At 77.0% G+C, this 22,633-nt stretch carries 12 protein-coding genes; 3 read left to right on the forward strand and 9 right to left on the reverse strand.

The genetic code is table 11. The annotated features are described in order from the left end of the window. Window positions 1–151: 151 nt before the first annotated feature. The gene (locus tag ACIRRH_RS16305) at window positions 152–2,785 is read right to left on the reverse strand and encodes a BTAD domain-containing putative transcriptional regulator (protein ID WP_403067171.1); all 2,634 of its coding nucleotides are present in this window, start codon (window positions 2,783–2,785) and stop codon (window positions 152–154) included. 282 nt (window positions 2,786–3,067) lie between these two features. Between ACIRRH_RS16305 and ACIRRH_RS16310 the strand changes: the two genes are divergently transcribed. Beyond that, a complete protein-coding gene (locus ACIRRH_RS16310) occupies window positions 3,068–5,896 on the forward strand; it encodes a BTAD domain-containing putative transcriptional regulator (protein ID WP_403067173.1) in 2,829 nt (942 codons plus the stop codon). 77 nt (window positions 5,897–5,973) lie between these two features. On the opposite strand, the gene ACIRRH_RS16315 is transcribed toward ACIRRH_RS16310, so the two are convergent. Together ACIRRH_RS16315 and ACIRRH_RS16320 are read right to left on the reverse strand one after the other, a co-directional pair. Then, window positions 5,974–6,612, reverse strand: a complete 639-nt coding sequence (locus tag ACIRRH_RS16315; protein WP_403067175.1) for a sigma-70 family RNA polymerase sigma factor — start codon at window positions 6,610–6,612, stop codon at window positions 5,974–5,976. Window positions 6,613–6,898: 286 nt separating this feature from the next. Further along, window positions 6,899–7,276: a hypothetical protein gene (locus ACIRRH_RS16320; RefSeq protein WP_403067177.1), complete on the reverse strand. Its 378-nt coding sequence runs from the start codon at window positions 7,274–7,276 to the stop codon at window positions 6,899–6,901. A 275-nt stretch (window positions 7,277–7,551) separates the two neighbouring features. Between ACIRRH_RS16320 and ACIRRH_RS16325 the strand changes: the two genes are divergently transcribed. After that, entirely contained in the window at window positions 7,552–8,538 is a 987-nt protein-coding gene (locus ACIRRH_RS16325; RefSeq protein ID WP_403067179.1) for a MinD/ParA family protein, read from the forward strand. Between the two features lie 467 nt (window positions 8,539–9,005). Here the strand turns inward: ACIRRH_RS16325 and ACIRRH_RS16330 are convergent, their stop codons facing one another. The 4 genes from ACIRRH_RS16330 to ACIRRH_RS16345 form a co-directional block, all read right to left on the reverse strand. Then, on the reverse strand, window positions 9,006–10,265 hold the full coding sequence (locus ACIRRH_RS16330; RefSeq protein ID WP_403067181.1) for a S8 family serine peptidase: 1,260 nt from the start codon (window positions 10,263–10,265) through the stop codon (window positions 9,006–9,008). Continuing rightward, window positions 10,262–13,627, reverse strand: coding sequence for a right-handed parallel beta-helix repeat-containing protein (locus tag ACIRRH_RS16335; protein WP_403067183.1), 3,366 nt, complete (start codon window positions 13,625–13,627; stop codon window positions 10,262–10,264). Before ACIRRH_RS16335 ends, ACIRRH_RS16330 begins: the two co-directional genes overlap by 4 nt. A 72-nt stretch (window positions 13,628–13,699) precedes the next feature. Further along, window positions 13,700–15,157: a hypothetical protein gene (locus ACIRRH_RS16340; RefSeq protein ID WP_403067185.1), complete on the reverse strand. Its 1,458-nt coding sequence runs from the start codon at window positions 15,155–15,157 to the stop codon at window positions 13,700–13,702. A gap of 79 nt (window positions 15,158–15,236) precedes the next feature. Beyond that, entirely contained in the window at window positions 15,237–15,674 is a 438-nt protein-coding gene (locus tag ACIRRH_RS16345; RefSeq protein ID WP_403067187.1) for a hypothetical protein, read from the reverse strand. Window positions 15,675–15,829: 155 nt separating this feature from the next. On the opposite strand from ACIRRH_RS16345, the gene ACIRRH_RS16350 reads away from it, so the two are divergent. Then, window positions 15,830–16,264, forward strand: coding sequence for a DUF4259 domain-containing protein (locus tag ACIRRH_RS16350; protein ID WP_403067189.1), 435 nt, complete (start codon window positions 15,830–15,832; stop codon window positions 16,262–16,264). Window positions 16,265–16,280: 16 nt separating this feature from the next. Here the strand turns inward: ACIRRH_RS16350 and ACIRRH_RS16355 are convergent, their stop codons facing one another. Both ACIRRH_RS16355 and eccCa read right to left on the reverse strand, forming a co-directional pair. Then, window positions 16,281–18,671 (reverse strand): hypothetical protein, encoded by a 2,391-nt coding sequence (locus ACIRRH_RS16355; protein WP_403067191.1) that lies wholly within the window; start codon window positions 18,669–18,671, stop codon window positions 16,281–16,283. Then, window positions 18,671–22,633, reverse strand: coding sequence for a type VII secretion protein EccCa (gene eccCa, locus ACIRRH_RS16360; protein WP_403067193.1), 3,963 nt, complete (start codon window positions 22,631–22,633; stop codon window positions 18,671–18,673). The genes ACIRRH_RS16355 and eccCa overlap by 1 nt, the downstream gene beginning before the upstream one ends.

Raw genomic sequence — 22,633 nt, forward strand, 5'->3', positions numbered from 1 at the left:
CGTCGGCAGGGTATCCACCCAGGTCAGAGCGGATGTGCGCGGGCGGGGCGGCCGGGCGGGGGGCAGTTGCACGGGGGAGCGAACCGCCGATAGTTCCGCCTGTGGTTCCGCTGGTCGAACAGCGGTTTCCCGCCACCGGCCCGGCGGATCCCTACGCGAGCCGCCTCTCCTGCGCGCCCTCGACCGTGCGCCCGAGGGCGTCCAGCAGGTCGGCGAGCAGGCCGTGGGAACGGGCTTCGAGGGCCGGATCGCCGACGGTGCGGCCGAGGGCGACGGCGAGCCGGGCCGAGGAGAGCGCGGCGTCCCGGCGGCCGAGGGCGTGCAGGGCGCGGGCCCGGCTGTGGGTGGCGAGGACGGCCTCGGCGCCGCCCGAGCGGGCGGTGGCCGCGCGCACCGCCTCGTCGGCGCGGTGCAGGGCGGGCCCGGGGTCGCCGGCCAGGACCAGCGCGTCGGCGAGGTCGGTGAGCGAGCGGACCAGCAGGTGGTCGGTGGCCGGAGTACGGGCGGCGGTCACCAGGTCGCCGAGCATGGGCACCGCCCGCTCGTACCGGCCGACCCGCAGCAGGGCGGCGGCCACCCGGCTGCGGCAGTGGTGGCGCAGCGCCGCGTCGCCGGCCCGGCCGGCGGCCCCGACGGCGAGCTCCAGCTGGTCGGCGGCGGTGCGGTGGGCCCCGCGGTCGATGTGCAGGACGGCGAGGTCGGTGGCGAGCCGGGCGACCGCCGCCTCGTCCCGGTCCGCGTGCGCGGCGCGCAGACCGGCCTCGACCACGGCCCGCCAGTTCGTCCGGTCGTGGCCGGTGGTCTCGTACAACAGGCTGGTCCGGTGGGCGAGTTGCCAGGCCTCGGCGGTCCGCCCGTACTGCTCGGCGCAGACCACGACGGCACGCAGGACGCTCTCCTCGCGGCGGAACCAGGCCGCCACCCGGGCGTCACCGCCGGCCTGCGCGCTCGCAGCCGTCCGGCCGGCGGTGACGTCGAGGTAGTGGGCGATCAGCCGGTCGAGGGCGAGGAACCGTTCGTCACAGGTGAGTTCGGCGGCCTGCGCGGCGGCGTGGCGGCGGACCAGCTCGGACCGGGCGTACCGGCCGGGGCTGGTCTCCTCCAGCAGGTGGACGGCGTCGAGCCGGGTCAGCAGGGTGCGGGCAGTGGCGGGCGGGAGATCGGCGAGGGCGGCGGCGGTGTCGGTGCCGATCTCCGCGCCGGGGTGCAGGCCGAGCACGGTGAACAGCCGGGCGGCGTCGGGCGCCAGCGTGCGGTACGTCCGGTCCAGCGCGGTGGTGAGGCCGAGCGGACCGTGGCCGGTGCCGGTACCGGTGCCGGAGAGGGCGGCCAGGCCGGTCTGCTCGTCGGCGAGTTCGGCGGCGAGGTCGGCCGCGGACCAGTCGGGCCGGGAGGCCAGGCGGGCGGCGGCCAGGCGCAGCGCGAGCGGCAGATGGTCGCAGCGCTCGGCGAGTTCGGCCACCGCCTCCGGCTCACCGGCCGTGCGGTCCGCGCCGAGGGTGCGGGCGAGCAGGGCGGCGGCCTCGTCGGGGCCGAGCCCGCCCAGCGGCAAAGGGATGCCGCCGGTGCGGACCAGCAGGTGGCGCAGCCGGCTGCGGCTGGTGACGATCGCGACCGGGGCGGGCTCGCTGTCGGTGGCCGGCGGGTCGGGCAGCAGCGGGACGAGCTGCTCCGGGGAGGCGGCGTCGTCCAGCACGACCAGCATCCGTCGGCCGGCGATCAGTTCGCGGTAGCGGAGGGCGCGGTCCTCGGGTTCGGCGGGCAGCGCGTCCGGGGCTTCGCCGAGGGCGGTGAGGAACTCGCCGAGCACCTCGGCGGGTTCGCGCGGCCCGTCCGGGTCGAAGCCGCGCAGCTCGGCACGCAGGACGCCGTCCGGGAAGTAGGCGTCGCCGCACCGGGCCGTCCACTGCCGGACCAGGCTGGTCTTGCCGACCCCGGCAGGGCCGGTGACCAGGATCGGGCGGCCGTCCCGTGCGGCGGGCACCACCTGGTCCAGCCGGGCGAGTTCGGCGCTCCTGCCGACGAACCGGCGGTCGGCGGCGAGCCGGGCGCCGGACTGCTCGCCGGCCCGGCGCAGTTCCGGACCGGGCGGCCAGGTGAGCCGGGCCACGGCGCGCTCGTAGCACTCCCGCGCCTCGGCGCTCCGCCCGTCCTGCTCCAGGCAGCGCACCAGCCGGGCGGCCAGCGCCTGCCGGGCGGGGTGGCCGTCGGCGGCCTCGGCGAGTTCGGCGGCCAGCTCGCCGCCCCGGCCGGCCCGGAGAAGGCCGTCGGCCAGCCGCTCCAGGGCGCCCAGCCGCAGGTCGGTCAGGTACGGGAGCATCCGCTCGCGCAGCAGGGCGGAGCCGCAGTCGGCGAGCGCCGGGCCGCGCCACAGGTCCAGCGCGGCACGCAGCAGGGGCAGCGCCGGGTCCGGCGAGGTGCCCTCCGGCGGGGTGGCGGGCTCGGGGAACAGGACGCCCGCCTGCTCGCAGAGCCGGCCGAAGCGCAGCACGTCGACCCGGTCGGGCTCGCCGGCCAGCAGGTAGCCGGACCCGCGGGTGCCGAGCTCCAGCCCGGGGCCGTCCAGCAGCTGGCGCAGCGCCGCGACGTGGCCCTGCAGAGCGGCCCGCGCGGTGGGCGGGGCGCAGCCCTCCCAGACCAGCTCGATCAGCTCCTCGGTGGCCACCGTCCGGTTCAGCTGTACGGCGAGCGCGCTCAGCAGTGCCCGGCGCTTGGGCGCCGAAGGCGTCACCGCCGTCCCGTCCTCCCGCCGCACCACCACCGGTCCGAGCAGATCGATGTGCACGCGTCCGTTCCCCTCCCCCACCGACGACTCCCCGGCCGGTTCGAGGATAGGGCCGACCGGCCCCTTCACACCGGGTCGGGCCCACCCCGTACCGTACCGACGGGGGACGACACGGCGCGCCCGTCCACCCGCGCAACCGCCGGCCGCGTTCGCCGCGTCCACCGAGGGCAGGAGCAGCCGAGGGCCGGACCGGACATGTTCTCGCACTACACTGCTCCACCCCGAGGGCCGATGGGCGCTTCGGGTGTGATGCGCGGTTTGCGGTGAGGTGGGGGGGTACTGGTGCGGATTCGACTGCTCGGGCCGGTGGAGTTGCGGGTCGGGGCAGACGGCTTCACCGGCGTGGCGGGCGCTCAGCGGCGGGCCGTGCTGGCACTGCTGGCGCTGCGGCTGGGGCACCTGGTCACCGTGGACCAGCTGTGCGAGCTGCTGTGGGACGAGCAGCCGCCGCCGAGCGCACGGGCGGCCGTGCAGGGGCACGTCGCCGCGCTGCGGAAGGTGCTCGCCGACACCCCCTTCGAGCTGCACACCCGGGACTCCGGCTACCTGCTGGACGGGCCGGCCGGCACGGTGGACGCGCTGCGCTTCGAGGAGCTGACCGGCGCGGCCGACCGGCAGGCCGGGCTCGGCGCCTGCACCGCGGCGGTCGCGTTGCTGGAGGAGGCACTGCGGCTGTGGCGCGGCGAGGCGCTGGCCGACCTGCCCGACACCCCGTTGCGCGCCGCCGCGGTGGACCGGCTGAAGCAGTCACGCACCGCCGCCCTCCTCCACTGGGCCGGGCTGCGGCTGGGCCAGGGCGCCGGGGCGTCGGCCGTGCCGCTGCTGGAGCAGGGCGTACGGATGGACGGGCTGCGCGAGGAGCTGGTGGCGCTGCTGATGCGCTGCCTGCACCAGGCGGGCCGGCCCGCGGAGGCGCTGACCGCCTACCACCAGGCCCGGGTGCGACTGGACGACGAGCTGGGCATCAACCCCGGCCCGGCGCTGCGGGCGGCGCTCGCCGTGGTGCTGGCCGACGACCACGCGGTGGAGCCGCCGCCCACCGCTCCCCCGCTTCCCGAAACGGCGCCGCTGCTTGCGCTGGTCCCGCGCCAGCTCCCCCGCCGCCACCCGGACTTCGTCGGCCGCACCACGGACCTGGCCCGCCTCGACCGGGCCTGCGGGCCCGGCCGCGCCGGGGACGGCCCGGTGCTGGTGGTCGGCCCGGCCGGGGTCGGCAAGAGCGCGCTGGTCACCGCCTGGGCCCACCGGGTCGCCGACCGCTTCCCGGACGGCCTGCTCCACGCCGAGCTGCACGGCCTCGCCCCGGACGGCCCGGCCCGGACGGAGGCCGTCCTGGCCCGCTTCCTGCGCGCGCTCGGCGTGCCGGAGGACGACGTCCCCGCCGAGCGCGCCACCCGGGCGGCGCTCTACCGCGAGCGCACCAGGGGCCGGCGGCTGCTGGTGCTGCTGGACGACGCCGCCGACGCCGACCAGGTCGCCGACCTGCTGCCCGCAGGCCCGGCCGGCACCGCCGTGGTCACCGGCCGGGGCTCGCTGGAGGGCCTGGTCACCCTTGAGGGAGCCACCCTGCTACGCCTGGCCGCGCTGCCCGAGGACGACGCCCTGCACCTGCTGGAGCGCGCCCTGACGCCCGAGCGGCTGCGCGCCGAGCCGGAGGCCGCCGCCCGCCTCGCCGGGCTCTGCGACCACCTGCCGCTCGCCCTGCGGATCGCCGCCGCCCGGCTGGCCGCCCGGCCGGACTGGACGGTCGCCGAGCTGGTCGCCGAACTCACCGACGAGCGGACCAGGCTGGCCGTCCTGGACGCCGACGGCACGCTCTCCGTCGCGGGCCGGCTCCGGCTGACCCACCGCCGGCTCTCCGAGCCCGCGGCCGAACTGCTCACCGCCCTGGCCGCCCACCCCGGCCGCGAGGTGGACACCCCGGCGAGCGCCGCACTGCTCGGCAGCGACACCGCCGCCGCCCACCGGGCGCTCGGCGAGCTGGCCTCCCACCACCTGCTCACCGGCACCGCCCCCGGCCGCCACGCCCGCACCGACCTGGTCCGGCTGTACGGCGCCGGGCTGCTCGCCGAACGGCCCGAACAGCACCGGCGGCTGCTCCGCGAGCGCCTGGCCGACCACTACCTCGCCGCCCTGCGGCACTGCGGCTTCTTCCTCGACCCCGGCCAGGAGGACACCGCCCCACCCGCCCCTGCGGCGCAGCCCCGGCCGGCCGCCGTCGACATCCGCACCGCGCTCGACTGGTTCGACGCCGAGGAGCCGGCGCTCTCCGCCCTGATCGCGTCCCCCGACACCGATCCGGCGCGCGCCTGGCGGCTCGCGCTGACCTGCGGCTCGCTCTACTACGGCGCCAGCCGCTTCACCGACTGGCTCGCCTGCGCCCGGCTGGGGCAGGCGGCGGCCGAACGGTGCGGCGACCCGGTCGCGGTCGCGCTCCTGCTCAACTGCCGGGCGCAGGCCCTGGTCGCACTGGAACGCCGGCAGGAGTCCGCGGAGGCCGCCCGGAAGGCGGTGGCCGCCGCCGAGTCCGCGGCCGGCCCCGCGGCCGCGTCCGCGCACGTCCGGGCGCTCGCCACGCAGGCGCTGGTCACCGCGATGCTCGGCCACTGCGCCGAGGCCGAGCGGCTGGCGGCCTGCGCCACCGCGCTCGCGCTGGAGTCCGGCGACCGCCGGCGGCTGGTCGACGCCAAGGTGCACCAGGGCTGGGTGAGCCTGGCCGTCGGGGACCTGGAGGGCGCCCGGCGCCGGTCCCGCGAGGCCCGGGAACTGTTGCCGGCCACACCGGTCACCCAGGTCCACCTCTGGTCACTGCTGACCGAGGCGCAGGCCCTCCCGCCGACCGTCCGCGACGACGCCGCCGACCTGGTCTGGCACCGGCTGCTCGCCACCTGCGAGGAGGCCGGCCTGCTGTACCTGCACGCGGTCGCCGAACAGTCCTACGCCGCCCACCTGTTGGCCCGGGGGCGGGAGCCGGAGGTGCGCGGCCGGCTGCGCACGGCGCTGGACCGCTTCCGCTCGCACGACCGGCAGGCGGGCTACCTCAGCGAGTTCACCACCAGCCTGGAGGAGTCGCTCAGCCTCCGCGCCGGTCAGCGGCCGACGGACGGCTGAACCGAGCGGGCCGGGCGGCGGGACGCGCAGGCGACGCGGACGGCCCGGGCGACGGGCTGCCGGAACAGGCCGGCCCGTCAGCGGGCGGCCGAGGCCGCCCCGTGCTCCGCCGGGGCGTACCCGTGCTCCGCCGCCAGCACCGGGCGCAGCGCCCGGATCGCGTAGAAGTTGCGGGACTTGACCGTCCCCGGCGGCACCCCCAGCCGGGCCGATGCCTCCAGCACCGAGCGGTCCTTGAGGTGCAGCTCGACCAGCACCTCGCGGTGGTGCTTCTGCACCCGGCGCAGCGCCAGCGCGATGTCCCGGGCCACCACCACCTGCTCGTACGGGTCGTCGGCGACCGGCCGGTCCTCCGTCGGCTCGCCGATCACCTCCTTGGCGCGGGCGGCGGCCATCCGGTAGTGGTCGATCGCGATCCGCCGGGCGACCGTGAACAGCCAGGGCCGGCTCGCCTCCGGCCCGGCCGCCAGCGCCTCCGGGTGCTGCCAGGCACGCAGCAGGGTCTCCTGGAGGATGTCCTCGGCCTTGCCGCGGTCTCCGCCGGTGGCCCGCAGCAGCGCGCGCAGCAGGTACCCGCCGTGCAGGCGGTGGATCTCGGCGAGCGTGTCGGGGTCGAGGGTCGGACGGGCCTGGACGGTGGCGCCTTCGGGCGCGTCCGCCGGACCCTCGGACGGCGGGGTGACGGACGTGGGCTGGGCGACGGACGGCTTCGACACGCGCTACCTCTCAGGTCGGGCGGGGGGCGCAGCACGGGCAGGGCATGCTGGGCACCGGCCGGACATGCCCGGCGGTGGCTGCGACAGCACACTGCCGGAGGCCGCCAAGTCCGCACCAAGGATCCGCCAACGCCCCCGTCCACGGCACTCGGTCCGGCCCCGAGTGCCGTCGTTGGCGGGCGCCGGCCGCTGTTGGCCGGCCGTTAGCGGCCGTGAGCCGCGGCTGTTCCGCCGCCGCCCCGCTCGGCGCCCGGCCCCCCGCCGAGCGCCGAACGGCCCGGCGGCGTCAGCCCTCGGTGAGCGCCCCGAGCAGCTCCTGCACCCCCTCCTCACCCCGGTGCTCGATCAGCACCGCCACCCAGGTCGCCAGCCGCTGCCGCTCCGCCGCCGACCAGTGCGGTGCCGACGGGTGCTCGTCCACCACCAGTGCCGTCGCCAGGCCCAGCAGCCCCGGAGCGGGCCGCGGCTGCCACCAGCCCTCCGGCACCGCGCGCAGCGCCAGCCGCCGGGCGACCGTGATCACCTCCGCCGCCGCCGCTTCGGGCACCGCCAGCCCGGCCGGCCCGGACACGCTCGGCGCCCCCGCCCGCACCAGGGCCGCGACGAACGCCCGCGCCTGCGGCCCGTCCGCCGCCATACCGCGTCCCTCCCCCGTCCCGTTCACGGGACTCACGCTCCTTCCGACTCGATGGCACTCGGCGGACGCCGGGTGCCACCGAACGACGGTACCGATCGGTAGCCGGTCGGGCAGAGGGTTTTCCGATGAGGCGCCTCCCGACGTGACACGGGGCGCCCCGTGCACCCTGCCCCGCTCAACGGGCCCTGCGCCGCACGTGGTTCACGTGAACCGGAGGGACTCCTTCAGCCGTAGTCCCGGCTGTACGGGACGGCCGGACCGGAGGCACCGGTCCGGCGGACCATGGACCGGGAGGTCATCCGATGGCTTTCTCCGACGGCACCGCGGGCGCGGGCGGCACCACCCCGGTCGCACCCGACTACTCGCCGGCCTCCTGGCCCGAACCGGTCACCCTGCTGCCCCGCAGCCCGCTCGACCCGCTCGGCACCGTCCTGATCCCGCCCGCCGAGCGGCAGTTGTTCACCCGGGCCCTGACCGTCGAACCGCCCTCGGCGGCGCCGCGACCGGCCGTCCCCCCGACGGAGCCGCCCCCCGACGGCCAGGGCGCCTGGGCGGCACCCGGCCTGCTGCCCGCCCCGCCCGCCCAGCGCCCCGGCACGGACCGCCCGCGCGCCCGGCTGCTCCCTCTGCCCGGCGGTGGGGAGGCACGGCGGCGGCGCCTGCTCGAACGTGTCCGGGTGCCGCTGCGGGCCTGCCACCGGATCGCCGTCCTGGGCGGCCCCGCCGAGGGGGCCGTCCCCCTCCTCGGCGCGCTGCTCGCCGAGCACCGGGCCGACCCGGTGCTCGTCCTCACCACCGCCGGCCCTGCCGGGAGCGAGTGCCGCCCGGGCGGCCGGCTCGTGCTGCGGTCCGTACGGCCCGACCCGGCCGCCCTGCGGGAGGCCCTCGGCGAGTCCGGCGGCCACTACCCGGTGGTCCTCGCGGACACCACCGGCGCCGGGGCCGAGGTCCAGCTCGCCGCCGTCGAGCACGCCGACCAACTGGTCGTCTGCGCCCAGGCCTGCGCCGTCGGCGCCCGCACCGCCGACGCCCTCCTCGACCACCTCACCGCCCTCGGCCGCGACGGCCTGGTCCGCGGAGCGGCCGCCGTGTTCACCCCCGCCCCGGCCACCGACCGCCCGATCGCCGACCGCGACCTCCTCCCCCACTTCCGCACCCGCTGCCGCGGCGCCCTCACCGTCCCGGCCCACCCGCACGTCGATCCCGCCGCCCTGCGCTCCCGGGCCCGCCTCGACTACCTCGAACTCGCCGCCCTCATCGGCGACGGAATGGCCGACCGCCAGGGCTGACGGGCGCGGGAGCCCCGCGCCACCGACCGGCCCACCCCGGCGGGCGACCGGATGCGGTTGTCCCCGTGCTCGGCTCGACGGGGCACGCAGTCGACGTCGCGCTCGACGGTGAGGCCGGGAACTCCTCCTTCGTCGAGGGCCCCTACGTCGGTTAGCTGGTCCCGCTGCCCGACGCCCCCGGGGCACCGCGCCGGGTCCGCGTCGCCGCAGTGGACGACGGCAGCGCCCCGCCCGACGAGGAGGTCGGTCAGGGGGAGGGCGGGGTGCTCACCGAAGCCGTGGTCCCGCTGTGGGAGGTCGCCGAACGCCACGGCGCCGCCACGGAGCCGACCCGTACGTGGGCCGAGGCGCACGACGAGGCCGAGGTGGCGGAGGTGCTGTCCAGGGGCTACCGGTACGACGCGTCGGACCCGCGTTTCACCCACTGCCCCGGCCTGCGGGCCCGGGCATCCGCCGACGCCGCCCCGTCAGCCCTCCTCCGCCCGACCCGGGCGCCAGCCACGGGCGCGGGCCCGGGGCGCCACGGCGCCGGCCGCCGCCACCAGGGCGATGACGGCGAGCGAGGACAGGGCGACGAGGCCCGCTCTGGCGCCGGCGTCACCGGGGGGTGGGACGGGAGGCATGGTGGGGGCGGCGGCCGCGGTGGGCGGCGACGCGGTGGCGGGGGCGGCAAGGCGGGTGACGGCGGCGACCGGGTCGACGGTGCCGTGGCCGTACTGCGGGTCGGGGCTGCGGTAGGCGGTGGTTTCCAGGCGTTGGGTCAGCTGGTCGACGGTCAGGTCCGGGCGGTAGCCGAGGACGAGGGCGGCGGTGCCGGCCACGAAGGCGGTGGCGAAGCTGGGCCCGGCGCCGGTGTAGTAGCCGCCGGGGGCGGGGCCGGGGCCGGTGACGGCGTCGCCGGGGGCGGCGAGGTCGATGCGGCCGCCGACGGGGACGGCCGAGGCGCCGTCCGGGAGCGCGCCGCCGGGGGCGAGGTCGCGGACGGCGAGCACCTCGGGGTAGGCCGCCGGGTAGGCCGGGCCGGGTTTGGCGGTTCCGGAGGCGTCGGACTGGGCGGTGTCGGGTGCGGCCGGGGCGACGATCAGCGCGCCCTTGCCGCGCGCCGCGCGGACCGCGGCCGCCAGGGCGTCGGTCCCGTTCGGCAGCGCCACCCCGACCGCGATGACCCGCGCGCCCCGGTCGGCGGCCGTGGTGATGCCCTGGGCCAGCAGGTCCGCCGAGGCGGTTCCGGCGTCGTTGGTGACCGAGACGGCAAGGATCCGGGCGCGCGGCGCGAGGCCGGCGAAGCCCGCGCCCCCGCGCTGGTCGGCGGCGATCAGGCCGGCCAGGAAGGTGCCGTGGCCGACGCAGTCCTGGGCGGGGTCGGGGCCGCCGGGCAGCGGGGCCAGGTCGAGCCGCCCGGCCAGCAGGCCGCTGCCGTCCTTGACCCCGGAGCCGAGGACGGCGACGGTGACGCCCTCGCCGCGGCTGAGCGGCCAGACCCGGTCGGGCCGCAGGAAGGTCTGCGGCCAGGGGGTGAGCTGGGTGCCCTTGGTGGACGGCGCCAGGCAGCCGGCCGACCGCCCGCTCGCGTCGCGCCGCTGCTGGCTGACGCCGGGCAGGGCGTCGGGGGTGTCGGCCGCGGCCGTGCCCGCCGGGAGCAGCAGCCCGGAGGCCAGCGTCCCGACGGCCAGCATCCCGACGGCCGACACCCCGGCCGCCGCCCGGACGCGGGGCGTCGGCCTCACGCGAGGCTGCCGATCCGCTCGACCGGGATGTCCTGCGGCAGCAGCAGGCTGAGTTCGTCGAGGTCCGCCACGTCCAGCCGGGACAGCCGGCCCGCCTGCCGGGTGATCATCGCCTCCAGCACCTGCCGGGCGAACCGCCCGTTGCCGAAGGACCGGTCGCGCGGGACGGCGCCGAACAGGGTGCCGAGCGCGGCCAGGGTCTCCGGGGTGCAGGTGTAGCCGGCGGCCTCGGCCTGCACCCGGACGATGGTGACGAGTTCCTCGTCCGCGTAGTGGTCGAAGGTGATCTCCCGGGAGAACCGGGAGGCCAGGCCGGGGTTGGAGGTGAGGAAGCCTCGCATCTCCTCCTGGTAGCCGGCCACGATCACCACGACCTCGTCGCGGTGGTCCTCCATCAGCTTCATCAGGGTGTCCACCGCCTCCTGTCCGAAGTCCCCGCCGGTGCCGTTGCGGGGCGTCAGGGTGTACGCCTCGTCGATGAACAGCACGCCGCCGCGGGCGCGTTCGAAGGCGTCCCGGGTGAGCTGGGCGGTGTGGCCGATGTAGCGGCCGACCAGGTCGGCGCGGGCGGTCTCGATCAGCTGGCCGGAGGGCAGCACGCCGAGTTCGGCGAGGAGTTCGCCGTAGAGCCGGGCGACGGTGGTCTTGCCGGTGCCGGGCGGGCCCGAGAACACCAGGTGGTGGCTGATGGTGGCGGCGGGCAGCCCGGCCTCGATCCGGCGCCGGGTCTGCCGGGTCAGGTTGACCAGGTCCTCGACCTGTTCCTTGGCGGCGGCGAGGCCGACCATGGCGCGCAGCCGGTCGAGCAGGCCGGGTTCCTCGGCCTGCTCCTCGCCGGCGGCGGCCGCGGCGGCCTGTTCGCCGACGTCGGCGGGCAGCAGCCGGGTGAGCGCCTCGTTGTCGAAGTGCTCCAGTTCGGCGAGCCGGGAGGCCTGCCGGTCGACCATCTCCTCGAACACCTTGCGGGCGGCCCGGCCGTTGCCGAAGTCGGCGCCCTTGGGCATCCGGTCGAAGTGCGCGACGAGCGCCTCCCGGGTGCCCTCGGCGAGCTCGTAGCCGTGTCCGCCGGCGGCGTGCTCGACGATCGTGGTGAGCTCGTCGACGCTGTAGTTCCGGAACTCGACGGTGCGGCTGAACCGGGAGGCCAGGCCCGGGTTGGAGGCCAGGAACTCGCGGATCTCCGCCTCGTACCCGGCGACGATCACCACCAGGTCGTCGCGGTGGTCCTCCATCAGCTTGACGAGGGTGTCGATGGCCTCCCGGCCGAAGTCGGGGCCGGTGCCGCCGGAGCCCGCCGACAGGGCGTACGCCTCGTCGATGAACAGCACCCCGCCGAGGGCCTCCTTGACCACCTCGGTGGTCTTCAGGGCCGTCCCGCCGATGATCGAGGCGACCAGGTCGGCCCGGGCGACCTCGACCAGGTGGCCGCTGCGCAGCACGCCGAGTTCGGCGAGGATCGCGCCGTAGAGCCGGGCGACGGTGGTCTTGCCGGTGCCGGGCGGGCCGGCGAAGACGAGGTGCCGGCTCATCGGCAGGGCGGGCAGCCCGGCCTGCTCGCGGCGGCGGGCCAGCTTGTTGAGGTTGACCAGGGTGGCGACCTGCTCCTTGACGCCCTCCAGCCCGACCAGGGTCTGGAGGACGGCCTGCGGGCCCTGCGGTCCGGCCGGGGCCGGGCCGGGCCCGGCGGTTCCCTCGGCCGGGGCGTCCGCCCCGTCGACGGCCGGCACGGCGCCGGGCTCGACGGTGGCGACCGCCGCCGAGCCGTGGACGTCCGGCGAGCGGTTGTCCCGGCTGTCGAGGTTCTGCACCGCCAGGCGGTCGGTCGGCTCGGTCTGCCGCAGCCCGGAGCCCTGGTTCTCGGCGGCCACGCAGTCGGTGAGCCGGACGGGCTCCACGGTCTCGGAGCGCAGCCCGTCCACGGTGTTGTCGCCGAGCTGGCAGGAGGTCAGGGTGGCGCGGGCGCCGGACAGCAGGTGCAGCCCGTGCCGCCGGTTGGTCCGCAGCCGGGTGCGGGTGGCGGTCAGTTCGCCGCCGCACTCGACGCTCGCCCCGTCGAAGGCGTTGTCGGTGGACTCGACGTCGCGCAGGGTGGCGACGCCCTCGGCCCCGACCGAGATCCCGCAGGACCCGCTGCCGCGCACCAGGCTGCCACCGAGGTAGGTGTTGGCGCCGTCGGCGATCCGCACGCCGTGCTTCCCGGCGTCGATGACGGTGACGTCCTCCAGCCGGCCGCGCCCGTCGCGCAGCGCCTCGATCCCGTGGCCGCCGGCGGCGGTGACGGTGCTGCGGCGCAGCAGCGGGTTGGCGCCGTCGCGCACCACGACGCCGACGCCGGCCGCGTCACGGACCTCCAGGCGGTCGAACTCGGCGGCGCTCTCCCCGGTGAGGTCGACGCCGTCGGTCCCGGCGTCGCGCACCACCGCCCGCACCAGGCTGGGCCCGGCCGACTCGCCGACGTGGATGCCGGCCTGGGCGGGGGCGGTGACCTCGCAGTCCTCCAGGGTGCCCCGGGCCCGGCCGGCGATGTGCAGGCCGTGGCCCTGGGGGCGGACGGCGCGGCAGCGGCGCAGCAGCGGGTCGGTGCCGTTGGTGAGGACGTAGCCGTGGCCGCGCACAGCGGTGACGGTGCAGTCCTCCAGCACGACCCGGGCGGTGGAACCGACGAAGACGCCGAGCGCGCTGTCCCGGATCTCGGTGCGCAGCAGGCGCGTGCTGCTCTGCTCCTCCAGGGCGACGGCGGGCTTGTCGGTGGCGGAGATCTCGCAGTCCTCGACGACGCCGCGCGACTCGCCGTTGGCGCACAGGCCGTTGCCGCGCGCGTCACGCAGCACGCAGCGCCGGACGGTCGGGTTGGCCCGCTCGCCGATGACCACGGCCGAGGTGCCCAGGTGTTCGATGACGCTGTCCTCGATCACGCTGGTGCCGGTGGAGGTCTCCACCAGCCCGGCGCCGGCCGGGTTGGTCACCCGGCTGCCGCGCATGGCGAGTTCGCCCTGCTGGCGGGTGAGCACGGCGGTCCACGCGCTACCGATCACCTCGCAGTCCTGCATGGCGAGTTGGCCGCGCGGGACGTCGACGGCGGGCAGGTCGTCGTCCTGCCCCTGGAGCACCAGGCCGGTGAGCTGGACGGCCTCGGTGAGCACCTGGACCACCGAACCGCGCCGGGGACTGATCCGCACGCTGCCCCGGACGTCCTCGGCGGTGATGCTCACCACCTTGGTGAGCACCAGGTTCTCGTCGTACCGGCCGGGGCGGACCGAGATCACCGCGCCGCTGCGGGCCGCCTGGAGGGCTTCGCCGATCGTGCGGTAGGAGCCGGGCTCCCGCTGCTCCGCGCAGACCGTCAGCACCGGGCGCGACATGCCTGGGGTTCCCTTCGTCGTGGGGCGTTGTGGTTCGGTGGTTCTTCGGTGGTTCGGAGGGTCGGACGGAGGTCAGGCCGTGCAGGTGGCGCGGACGGCGCCGGCGGCGTGGTGGGCGTAGGTCTCGGTGCTGCCCGACCAGTCCAGGCCGCGGCTGTGCAGTGTGACCGAGATCGGGCCGCGGTAGGAGAACGGACCCTGGTTCACCCAACTTCCCCTGCTGGCCGTCTGGTTGATGGAGAAGGAGCCGACCTGGCCGCCGCCGCTCTGCACCGTGTAGTAGCTCGGGTTGCCGCCGACCTGCTTCACGTCGCCGCTGGCCGGGATGTAGACGGACAGGGTGCAGCTGGCGACCTTGTCGACGGTGAAGGTCCAGACCACCGAGTTGCCGCTGTCGTCCTTGTTGGCGTCGCCGGACATCGGCATCGAGGCGTACGTGCCGTTGCAGCCGTCGCCGCTGTAGCCGCCGGAGTTGTTGCGCCAGCCCTTGGCGCCCTGGTCGAACCAGCCGTTGGTCTTGTACACGCCGCCGCCCGTGCAGTACGGGCCGGCGATCACGGTGACCGGCGCCGGCGGCTTGGCGGCGGCCGGGGGTGCGGGCTGCTGGGGCGCCGGGTGGTTCGGGGCCGGCTGGTTCGGCGCGGGCTGGCTGGGGGCCGGGTTGGCCCCACCGCCGCCCGCGCCACCGGCGGCCGAGCCGCCCGCGACGGAGCCCGAACCACCCTGGGAACGATCGGCCCCACCGATCGAACTCCCGCCGCCCGCGGCGGGGTTGGCCACGCCGCCGGGACGGGCGGCGGTACCGGCGCCACCCGCGCCGGTACCGTTCGGGGCCGAGGCCGCCTGGTCGCCCTGCGAAGGCGCGGCCGAACCGTCGGTCAGGGGGATCGGCAGGCCCGGCTGCCCGTCGGGCGCGGCGCCGCCGGCGGTGCCGCCGTGCTCGTCGAAGCCGGGGACGTAACCGTTGCCGCCGTCCCCGCCGCCCTGCCCGTAGCCGGGCGGGACGTCGGCCTGGGCGGGCCCGCGCTTGGGGTCGTTGCCGCCGATCCGGGTCACCACCACGGAGGTGCCGACCAGCACCAGGCCGACGGCGACGGCCGCGGCGATCATCGGACGGGAGACCCGGCCGGGACGCGGCCCGGGGTCCACGGCACCCTCGCCGACCGGCTCGGTGGCCGCGACGGCGGCGAGCGCCACCGCTTCGGGCGCCGCGGGGGCCGTCGAGGCGCCCGAGGCGGTGGCGGGGGCCGGCAGGGGCGCCGGCCCGATACCGGTCCTGGCACCGGCCCCGGCCCCGGCCCCGGCCTCGGTGCCGGCCTCGGGCTTCGGCGCGGTCCGCGCCCCGTTCGCCGCGGCGCCCGCGGCCCCCGCAGCAGCCTCGGCGCCCGGCTGGGCGGGCAGCACCGCCGTCGCGGCGCTCGCGGGCTCCTCCACCGGGTCTGCCTCGGCCGCCAACGCCCAGTTCACCGCCGGGAGCCGGAAGCCGCCCGGCCTCCGCTCCGGCTCGCCGCGCTGCTCCTCGCCCACCATGCATCCCCTGCGCTCGACGACACTCCTGTGGGGAGCTACGGACGGCGTGGCCGAACCGGTTCAACCGGATCGGCGCGGTTCAGGACCCGACCGTCCAGACGGGCTCCGCGGCCGCCTCCGGCGGGGTCAGCACGAAGGACACGGCCTGCTCCAGCACCTCCGCCGTCGGCTCCGCCCACGGCCCGTCACCCTGCTCGCGCACGTGGGCGAGCAGCTCCGGGTCGGGCGCCAGCCCGTACTCCTCCAGGTAGTAGGTCACGGTGTCGGTCCAGATCCACCGGCCGTCGGTGCGGAAACCCATCGGCACGACGCCGCGCCGGCCCGGGTCGACGACGTCGTCCATCAGCATCGGCGTCAGCAGCACCGCCGCCCCGGCCCGCAGGTACCGGGCGACGGCCTCGCGCTCCGCCCCCGCCGCCAGCCGCGGCCGGTCCGGCGCGAACCCGGGCCCGGTCAGCGGATCCACCGCGTCGAACACCGCCGCCAGCCGGAACCCGCCCTGCACCGTCTCGGCCATTCCCGTACTCCTCCCGCCGGCCACGTCCCTACGCTCCGTCCGACGGACGGCCGGCCCCGCGGGGTTCACCGGGGCGGGTCGGACCCACCGTCCGCATGACACACCTGTCAGTGGCCGTTGCGATGATCGCCGCACAGTGACGCGAGGAGATCATCATGGGCGCCTGGGCCGTCGGCCCTTTCGACAACGACACGGCGCTGGACTTCACCGATGCCCTGGACGAGGCCGCCGAGCACGAACGCGAGGGCCTGGTCCGGGCGGCGCTGGTCCGCACCGTCCAGGCCTGGGACTACCTGGAAGGCCCCGAAGGAACAGAGGCCGTCGCCGCCGCGGCCCTCATCGCCGCACAGTGCCCGGGCGGTGAACCGATCGGCACGAGCCATGGTCCCGACCAGGCCCTTCCGGCCCTCGCCTCCGATCTTCGGTCGCTCGCCGTCGAGGCACTCGACCGCGTGGTCGCCGAGGCGTCCGAGCTCGCCGAGCTCTGGGACGAGACGCCCAGCGGTCCGACGTGGCGGCAGACCGTCAGAGGCCTGCGCGCCGTGCTCGACCCCGAGCCCGAGCCGCAGGACGCACTGTTCGAGCTCTGACCGGCCCCGGCCACGGTCACCCGGCACCGAGGGCGAGGGCGTAGCGGGAGGGGTCGGCGGGGCGGACGCGGTCGGCGGGGGCGACGGCGTCGCGGCGGGCGAGCCAGGTGCGCAGGCGGTCGGGGCCCGGGCGGACGCCGCCGACCTCGTGGAGCAGCACCCGGGCCGGACGGTCCTCGTCCGGGTCCGCCGGCTCGACCTCGACCACCTCGAACTCCGTGCCCGGGGCGAAGATCACCGTCGGCTGGTCGCCGGGCTCGCCGAAGGCCGAGCTGCGGCGGCCGCTGACGGACCAGATGGCGAACTCGATCCCGACGTCCTCCCCCAGGTCCGCTCCGGGCGCCGCCAGGCCGGTCACCGGGGCCCGCTCGGTCAGCACCGTGCCCGGGGCGTACGCGGCGAGGTCGCACTCCTGCGCCGGGCCCGCGACCAGCACGCCGCCGTAGTGGCTGGGCAGCCGCCGCAGGCCGGCGGCCAGGCAGCGCAGGTACGGACCGTAGGGGCCCGGCGCGCCGGAACGGGCCGCCGCGAGGAGTTCGGCGCGCGGGGCCAGCGGGCCGCAGTCGCCGTGCTGCAGCAGGACGGCGACCAGTTCGGGGCCCTGCTCGCTCTCCTCCGCCCGGGCACGCAGGGCGGGCAACCGGGTGGCGACGTCCTCGGCCCGCCGGGTCAGGCGCCGGTAGCCGGGGCCGAGCTGGGCGGCCAGGGCCGCGCCGTCCGCGGCGGGGGTGGAGGGCGCGGCGGGCGTCGACGGTGCCGGAGGCGGGGGCGTCACGGCGGGCGCCACGGGCTCGGGTTCAGGCTCGGGCTCGGGGACCGGCTCGGGCTCAGGGACCGGCTCGGGCTCAGGGACCGGCTCGGGCTCAGGGACCGGCTCGGGCTCAGGGACCGGGTCGGGCTCGACGGCCGGTGCCTCGACGGCCGGCTCCTCCACCTCGGGCTCCTCCACGCCGACCTCAGGGGCCGACATCGGCCCGTCGTCAAGCTCCTCAGGAGCCTCCGCCGTGAACGCCCCACCCGACGTCGCCACCGTGGCGGCGGGTGCCGGAGCCGTCACCGGCTCGGGTTCGGGTGCGGGCGTCGGCTCCGGCACAACCACCGGCTCCGGCTGCGGCTCCACCGCAGCCTCGACCTCGACTGCCACCGCGGCCTCGACGACCGCCTCGGCCACCGCCTCCGCCCCGGCCGTCTCCGTCCCGACCCAGTCCAGCCCGTACATCCGCGCGCAGAACCGCCCCACCGCCGCCGACCCCGCGTCCAGCACCCCCGCCACCGCGAGCGCGAGCCGGGCCGGCCCGGCCGGGAGCGAGCCCAGCACCGCGCCGAGGTGGTCCCAGAGCGTCTCGGGCACCGGCCGGCCCGGCGTGCCCACGACCAGCACCGGCTGCGCCGGGTCCGGCCGGCGCAGCCGGGGGCCGCGGTCCGCGGTGGCGGCCGGGCGCAGCCACAGTCCGGCCGCCACCGCCTCCACCTCCCAGCCGGGGAAGGCCGGGTAGCGCGCGGCTCCGGGGGCCCCGGGCAGGTCGGGGCGGGTACGCCAGCCGGCGGCGGTGACGGTGCGCTCGCTCGGGCGGGCGACCAGCTCGGTGAGGTACGGCTCCCAGCCCTCGCCGCCGTCCGCCGCCGCGTGGACGTGCCGCGCATCGTCCCTGGACGCGCCCGCAGGGCCCACCGGTACGCCGATCGCCGCCCGCACCTCCTGCCCGAGCGAGGCCGCCAACACGGCCGCCAGCTCGATGAGTTCGACCGGCGCGGCCCACGGCGCGCTCAGCACCAGGTGCTCCCGCCGGACCACCGTCTCCCGCAGCAGCGCCGCCGCGTCGGCCAGTTGGGCGCCACTGGGCAGCGGTCCGGCCGGTTCGCCGATGACCAGCAGCAGCCCGTCCCGCGGTGCGACGGCCCGGTCCAGTACGGCCGGACGGGCCGGCCCCACCGCCGCCTCGGTGACCCAGTACGCCCCGCCGGCCAGCGGGGTGATGGTCGCGGCGGCGGGCCAGCGGCCGCCGAGCGGCTCCGCTCCGCCGCCGGGCCGGCAGCGCCACCACGTCCCGTGCACCGCCGGCAGGGTGCCGTCCGCCTCGACGCTGACCACCGCGTCCGGCGCGACGACCGTCAACCCGCTGCGCCTGGCGAGCAGTTCGGCGGGCCGTCGGCCGTCCGGGCCGACCGCCGCCAGCCCGGAGGCGGCCAGCACCAGCGTGTCCGCGTCGCGCTCGCGCGCGGCCCGGGCGAGCTCGTCCAGCGAGCCGAGGAGGACGGGCGCCGCGTCCGCGGCGGCGGCGAGCAGCAGCAGCGCCCGCGGCTCGGCCCGCACGGGCGCCAGCGCCTCGGCCAGTCCGTCCGCCTCCGCACCGGGCGGGGCGATCACGTAGTGCGGGCCGAGCGCCCGCAACGTCGCGGCGCCCATCACTCCCCCTCCGCCAGCTGCGCGGTCTGCACCTGCACGGTGCGCCGCCGGGTGATGTACAGGCCGCGGCCGGTCGGGAACGCCTTCGGCCTGACGTTGCCGAACAGGTAGCCCTCCGACGACGGGCAGGACATCAGCAGTGCGGGCGAGTTGACCTCCTGCAGCTTGCGCACCAGCGGGTCGCCGAGCGCCCGCCCGATGCCGTTGGCGCCGCGCGCGACGACCAGGTGGAGGCCGATCTCGGCACCCTGCGCCAGATCCTCCAGCAGGGCGGCGAAGGGGTGGCTGCCGCCGCCCGAGCCGACCAGGTCGTAGTCGTCGACGAGGATGAACAGCTCGGGGCCGGTCCACCAGTCGCGCTCCCTGAGCCGGGAGGGCGCGATGTCCGCGGGCGGGATGCGGTTCTTCATCGCCCGGGAGGCGCCGTCCACGATCTGGCGGAGCTTGTCGACGGCCACCGCGTAGCCGAGGCGGTACTCCTCCGGCACCGCGTCGTACAGGCCGCGCCGGTAGTCGACGAGCATGATCCGGGCCTCGGCCGGGGTGTAGGCGGTGGTGATGGCCTTGATCATCAGCCGCAGCAGATTGGTCTTGCCGGCCTCGCTGTCGCCGACCACCAGCAGGTGCGGGTTCTCCTCGAAGTCGTGCCACAGCGGCGAGACCTCGGTCTCCTCCAGGCCGATCGGCACCCGCAGCCGGCCCTCGGGGGCGGGCAGCCGGGCCGCGTCCAGGGTGAGCGGGAGCATCCGGACCTCGGGGGCGCGCGGCCCGGTCCAGTGCGCGGCGACCGCGTCGACCAGGTCGGCGACGCCCTCACCGAGGTCGTCGGTGCGCCCGGAGCCGTCGATCCTGGGCAGCGCGGAGAGGAAGTGCAGCTGCTCGTCGGTCAGGCCGCGGCCGGGCAGCTTGGGCACCTTGGCGGCGGCCCTCATGTTGATCACGGAGTCGACCGAGTCGCCGAGGCGCAGCTCGAAGCGGGTCTGCAGCTGGTCGCGCAGACCGCCGGCGATCTCGCCCCAGCGGGTGGTGCCGATGACCAGGTGGACGCCGTAGTTGAGGCCGCGCTGGGACATCAGGGTGAGCGGCTGGACGAGGTCGTTGAACTCCTGACGCAGGGTGTTCCAGCCGTCGATCACCAGGAAGACGTCGCCGTGCGCCTCGTCGGGCAGCCCGCCCGCGGCCCGGCGGCGGCGGAAGGACGCGACGGAGTCGATGCCCAGCTCGGCGAAGTACTGCTCCCGGCGGGTGATGATCCCGTTGACCTCGGCCACGGTCCGCAGCACCCGCTCGCCGTCGTGCCGGCCGGTGACCCCGCCGACGTGCGGCAGGCCGCGCAGCGCGGAGAGCGTTCCGCCGCCGAAGTCCAGGCAGTAGAACTGGACTTCACGCGGGGTGTGGGTGAGCGCCAGGCCGGTGATCAGGGTGCGCAGCAGGGTGCTCTTGCCGCTCTGCGGGGCGCCGGCGACGCCGACATGGCCGCCGGCGCCGGAGAGGTCGGCGGTGAGCAGGTCGCGCAGCTGGTGGAAGGGGCGGTCGACCACGCCGACCGGCACGCCGAGGGCGCCGTGGCGGGCGCCGTCCTCGGTGGTGAGGCCGCGCTCGGGGTGCGGGACGAGCGGCGGCAGCAGCTCGTCGAGGGTGGGCGGGACGTCCAGCGGCGGCAGCCAGACCCGGTGGGCGGGCGGCCCGGCGTCACGTAGCCGGCCGGCCGCGATCTCCAGCAGCGAGCCGGCCGCGGTCTGCTCCTCCTCGGGCTCGGTCTCCGCCACCGGCCGCTGGCGGGGCATCACGTAGTCCGTGCCGTACGCGACGACCTGCCCGGCGATGGCGGCCTGCTGGGCGGCACGGCGCTTGGGGCGGTACGGGCCGGAGACGTAGGCGGCCTTGAACCGGGTGAGGGTGGAGATGTCGCTGCGCAGGAAGCCGTTGCCGGGCTGGGAGGGAAGCTGGTAGGCGTCCGGGACGCCGAGCACGCCACGGCTCTCCATGGCGGAGAAGGTGCGCAGGCCGATCCGGTACGACAGGTGGGACTCCAGCGCGCTCATCCGGCCCTCGTCGAGCCGCTGCGAGGCCAGCAGCAGGTGCACGCCGAGCGAGCGGCCGAGCCGGCCGATCATCACGAACAGCTCCATGAAGTCCCGGTGCGCGGACAGCAGTTCGCTGAACTCGTCGACCACCACGAACAGCGTGGGCAGCGGGCGCAGCGCGGTGCCGGCGGCGCGCGCGGTCTCGTACTCCAGCAGCGAGGCGTAGCCGGCCTCGCGCAGCACCTCCTGACGGCGGACGAGTTCGCCGTGCAGGGCGTCGCGCATCCGGTCGACCAGGGAGGCCTCGTCGGCCAGGTTGGTGATCACGGCGGAGGTGTGCGGCAGGGCGTCCAGGCCGAGGAAGGTCGCACCGCCCTTGAAGTCGACCAGGACGAAGTTGAGCACCTCGGAGGAGTGAGTGACGGCGAGCGCCAGCACCAGGGTGCGCAGCAGCTCGGACTTGCCGGAGCCGGTGGCGCCGATCAGCATGCCGTGCGGGCCCATGCCGCCCTGGGCGGACTCCTTGAGGTCCAGGTCGACGGGCCGGCCGTCCGGGCCGAGGCCGAGCGGCACGCGCAGCCGCTGCGGGATGCCGCGCTGGGCCCACAGCGCCTCGACGTCGTGGGCGTGCAGGTCGGGGATGCCGAGCAGGGCGGTGAGGTCGAAGTCGGTGGCGAGCGGCTCGGCGGCGTCGACGCCGTCGGCGATCCGGTAGCGGGCGAGCCGGGCGGCCAGGCGGGTCACCGCGGCCAGGCCGAGCGCGTCGGGCCGTCCGAGGTCGGTGACGACGTCCTTGCGGTTGCGGTCGGCACCGACCATGGTGAGCCGGCCGTCCTCGATCCGCAGCCGCAGGGTGGTGCGGGCCGGGCGCCACTCCAGGGAGTCGGCGAGGTCGATCAGGACGGCGTTGCGGTAGCCGGTCAGCGCGGCGCGGCTGCCGGTGTGCGCGCCGGGGCCGTCCAGGACCAGGACGGTGAACGGCTCGTCCCGGTCGGGCACGGCGTCCGGCTCGTAGCCGGGGCGGCCGGTGAACTCCTCGCCGAGCAGCTGCTCGACCTCGCCGAGGCTCCCGGCGACCAGCCGGACCGGGCCGGCGCCGTCGGTGTCGGTCGGGTGCAGGGCGTGCGGCAGCCACTTGGCCCACTCCCACTCAGCCCGCCGCTCGGCGTCGGTGACGACGGCGACGCGCAGCTCGTCCGGGCCGTGCACCACGGCGAGCTGGGCCAGCACCGCCCGCACCAGCGCGCGGGCGGCCTCGGGGTCGTCGGAGCGCAGCAGCAGGTGGGCGAAGCCGCGCAGGTGGATCGCCATCGGCTGGTCGGCGAGCGTGCCGTAGGCGTGGATGAAGCGGCGCAGCGCGTGGGCGCAGAGCGGCTCCAGGTCCTCCACCGGCTTGGTGGCCAGCGGAGCGAGCGGGGTGGCCAGGCGCTGGGCGCCGAGCGCGATCCGGACGTCGCTGAAGTCGGGGTGGGCGGCCCGCCGCTCCCACAGCCGGGTGGTGCCGACCAGCGCGCCCAGCTCGGCCGGCTCCGGGTGCCGCCAGGCCAGGGCCTTGCGCTGGGCGTCGATCGAGCGGCGCACCTGACGGCGCATCTGGGAGAGGTAGCGCAGGTAGTCGCGCCGCTCGGCGCGCAGCTGCTGCTTGCGGTCGCTGGAGCCGCGGATCAGCTGGGTGACCAGCATGCCGACGGCGGACAGCGCCATCATGCCCATCGCGACGTAGCTGAGCATGCCGCCGCTGCCCTCGCCGCCGCCGGGGTGCAGGAACATGAACACCATCGACAGCGAGCCGAGCGCCATCGGGGCCATGCTGATCACACTGGCCATGCCGCTCTGCTTCTCCGGCAGGCCGGGCGGCTCCTGGAGCTGGACCTCGCCGTCCGGCATCTCGGGCCCCGGGCGCCGGGGCGTCCGGTTGATCAGCTCCACGCTCAC

It is taken from the genome of Kitasatospora sp. NPDC101235, assembly GCF_044767505.1.
Classification (GTDB): domain Bacteria; phylum Actinomycetota; class Actinomycetes; order Streptomycetales; family Streptomycetaceae; genus Kitasatospora.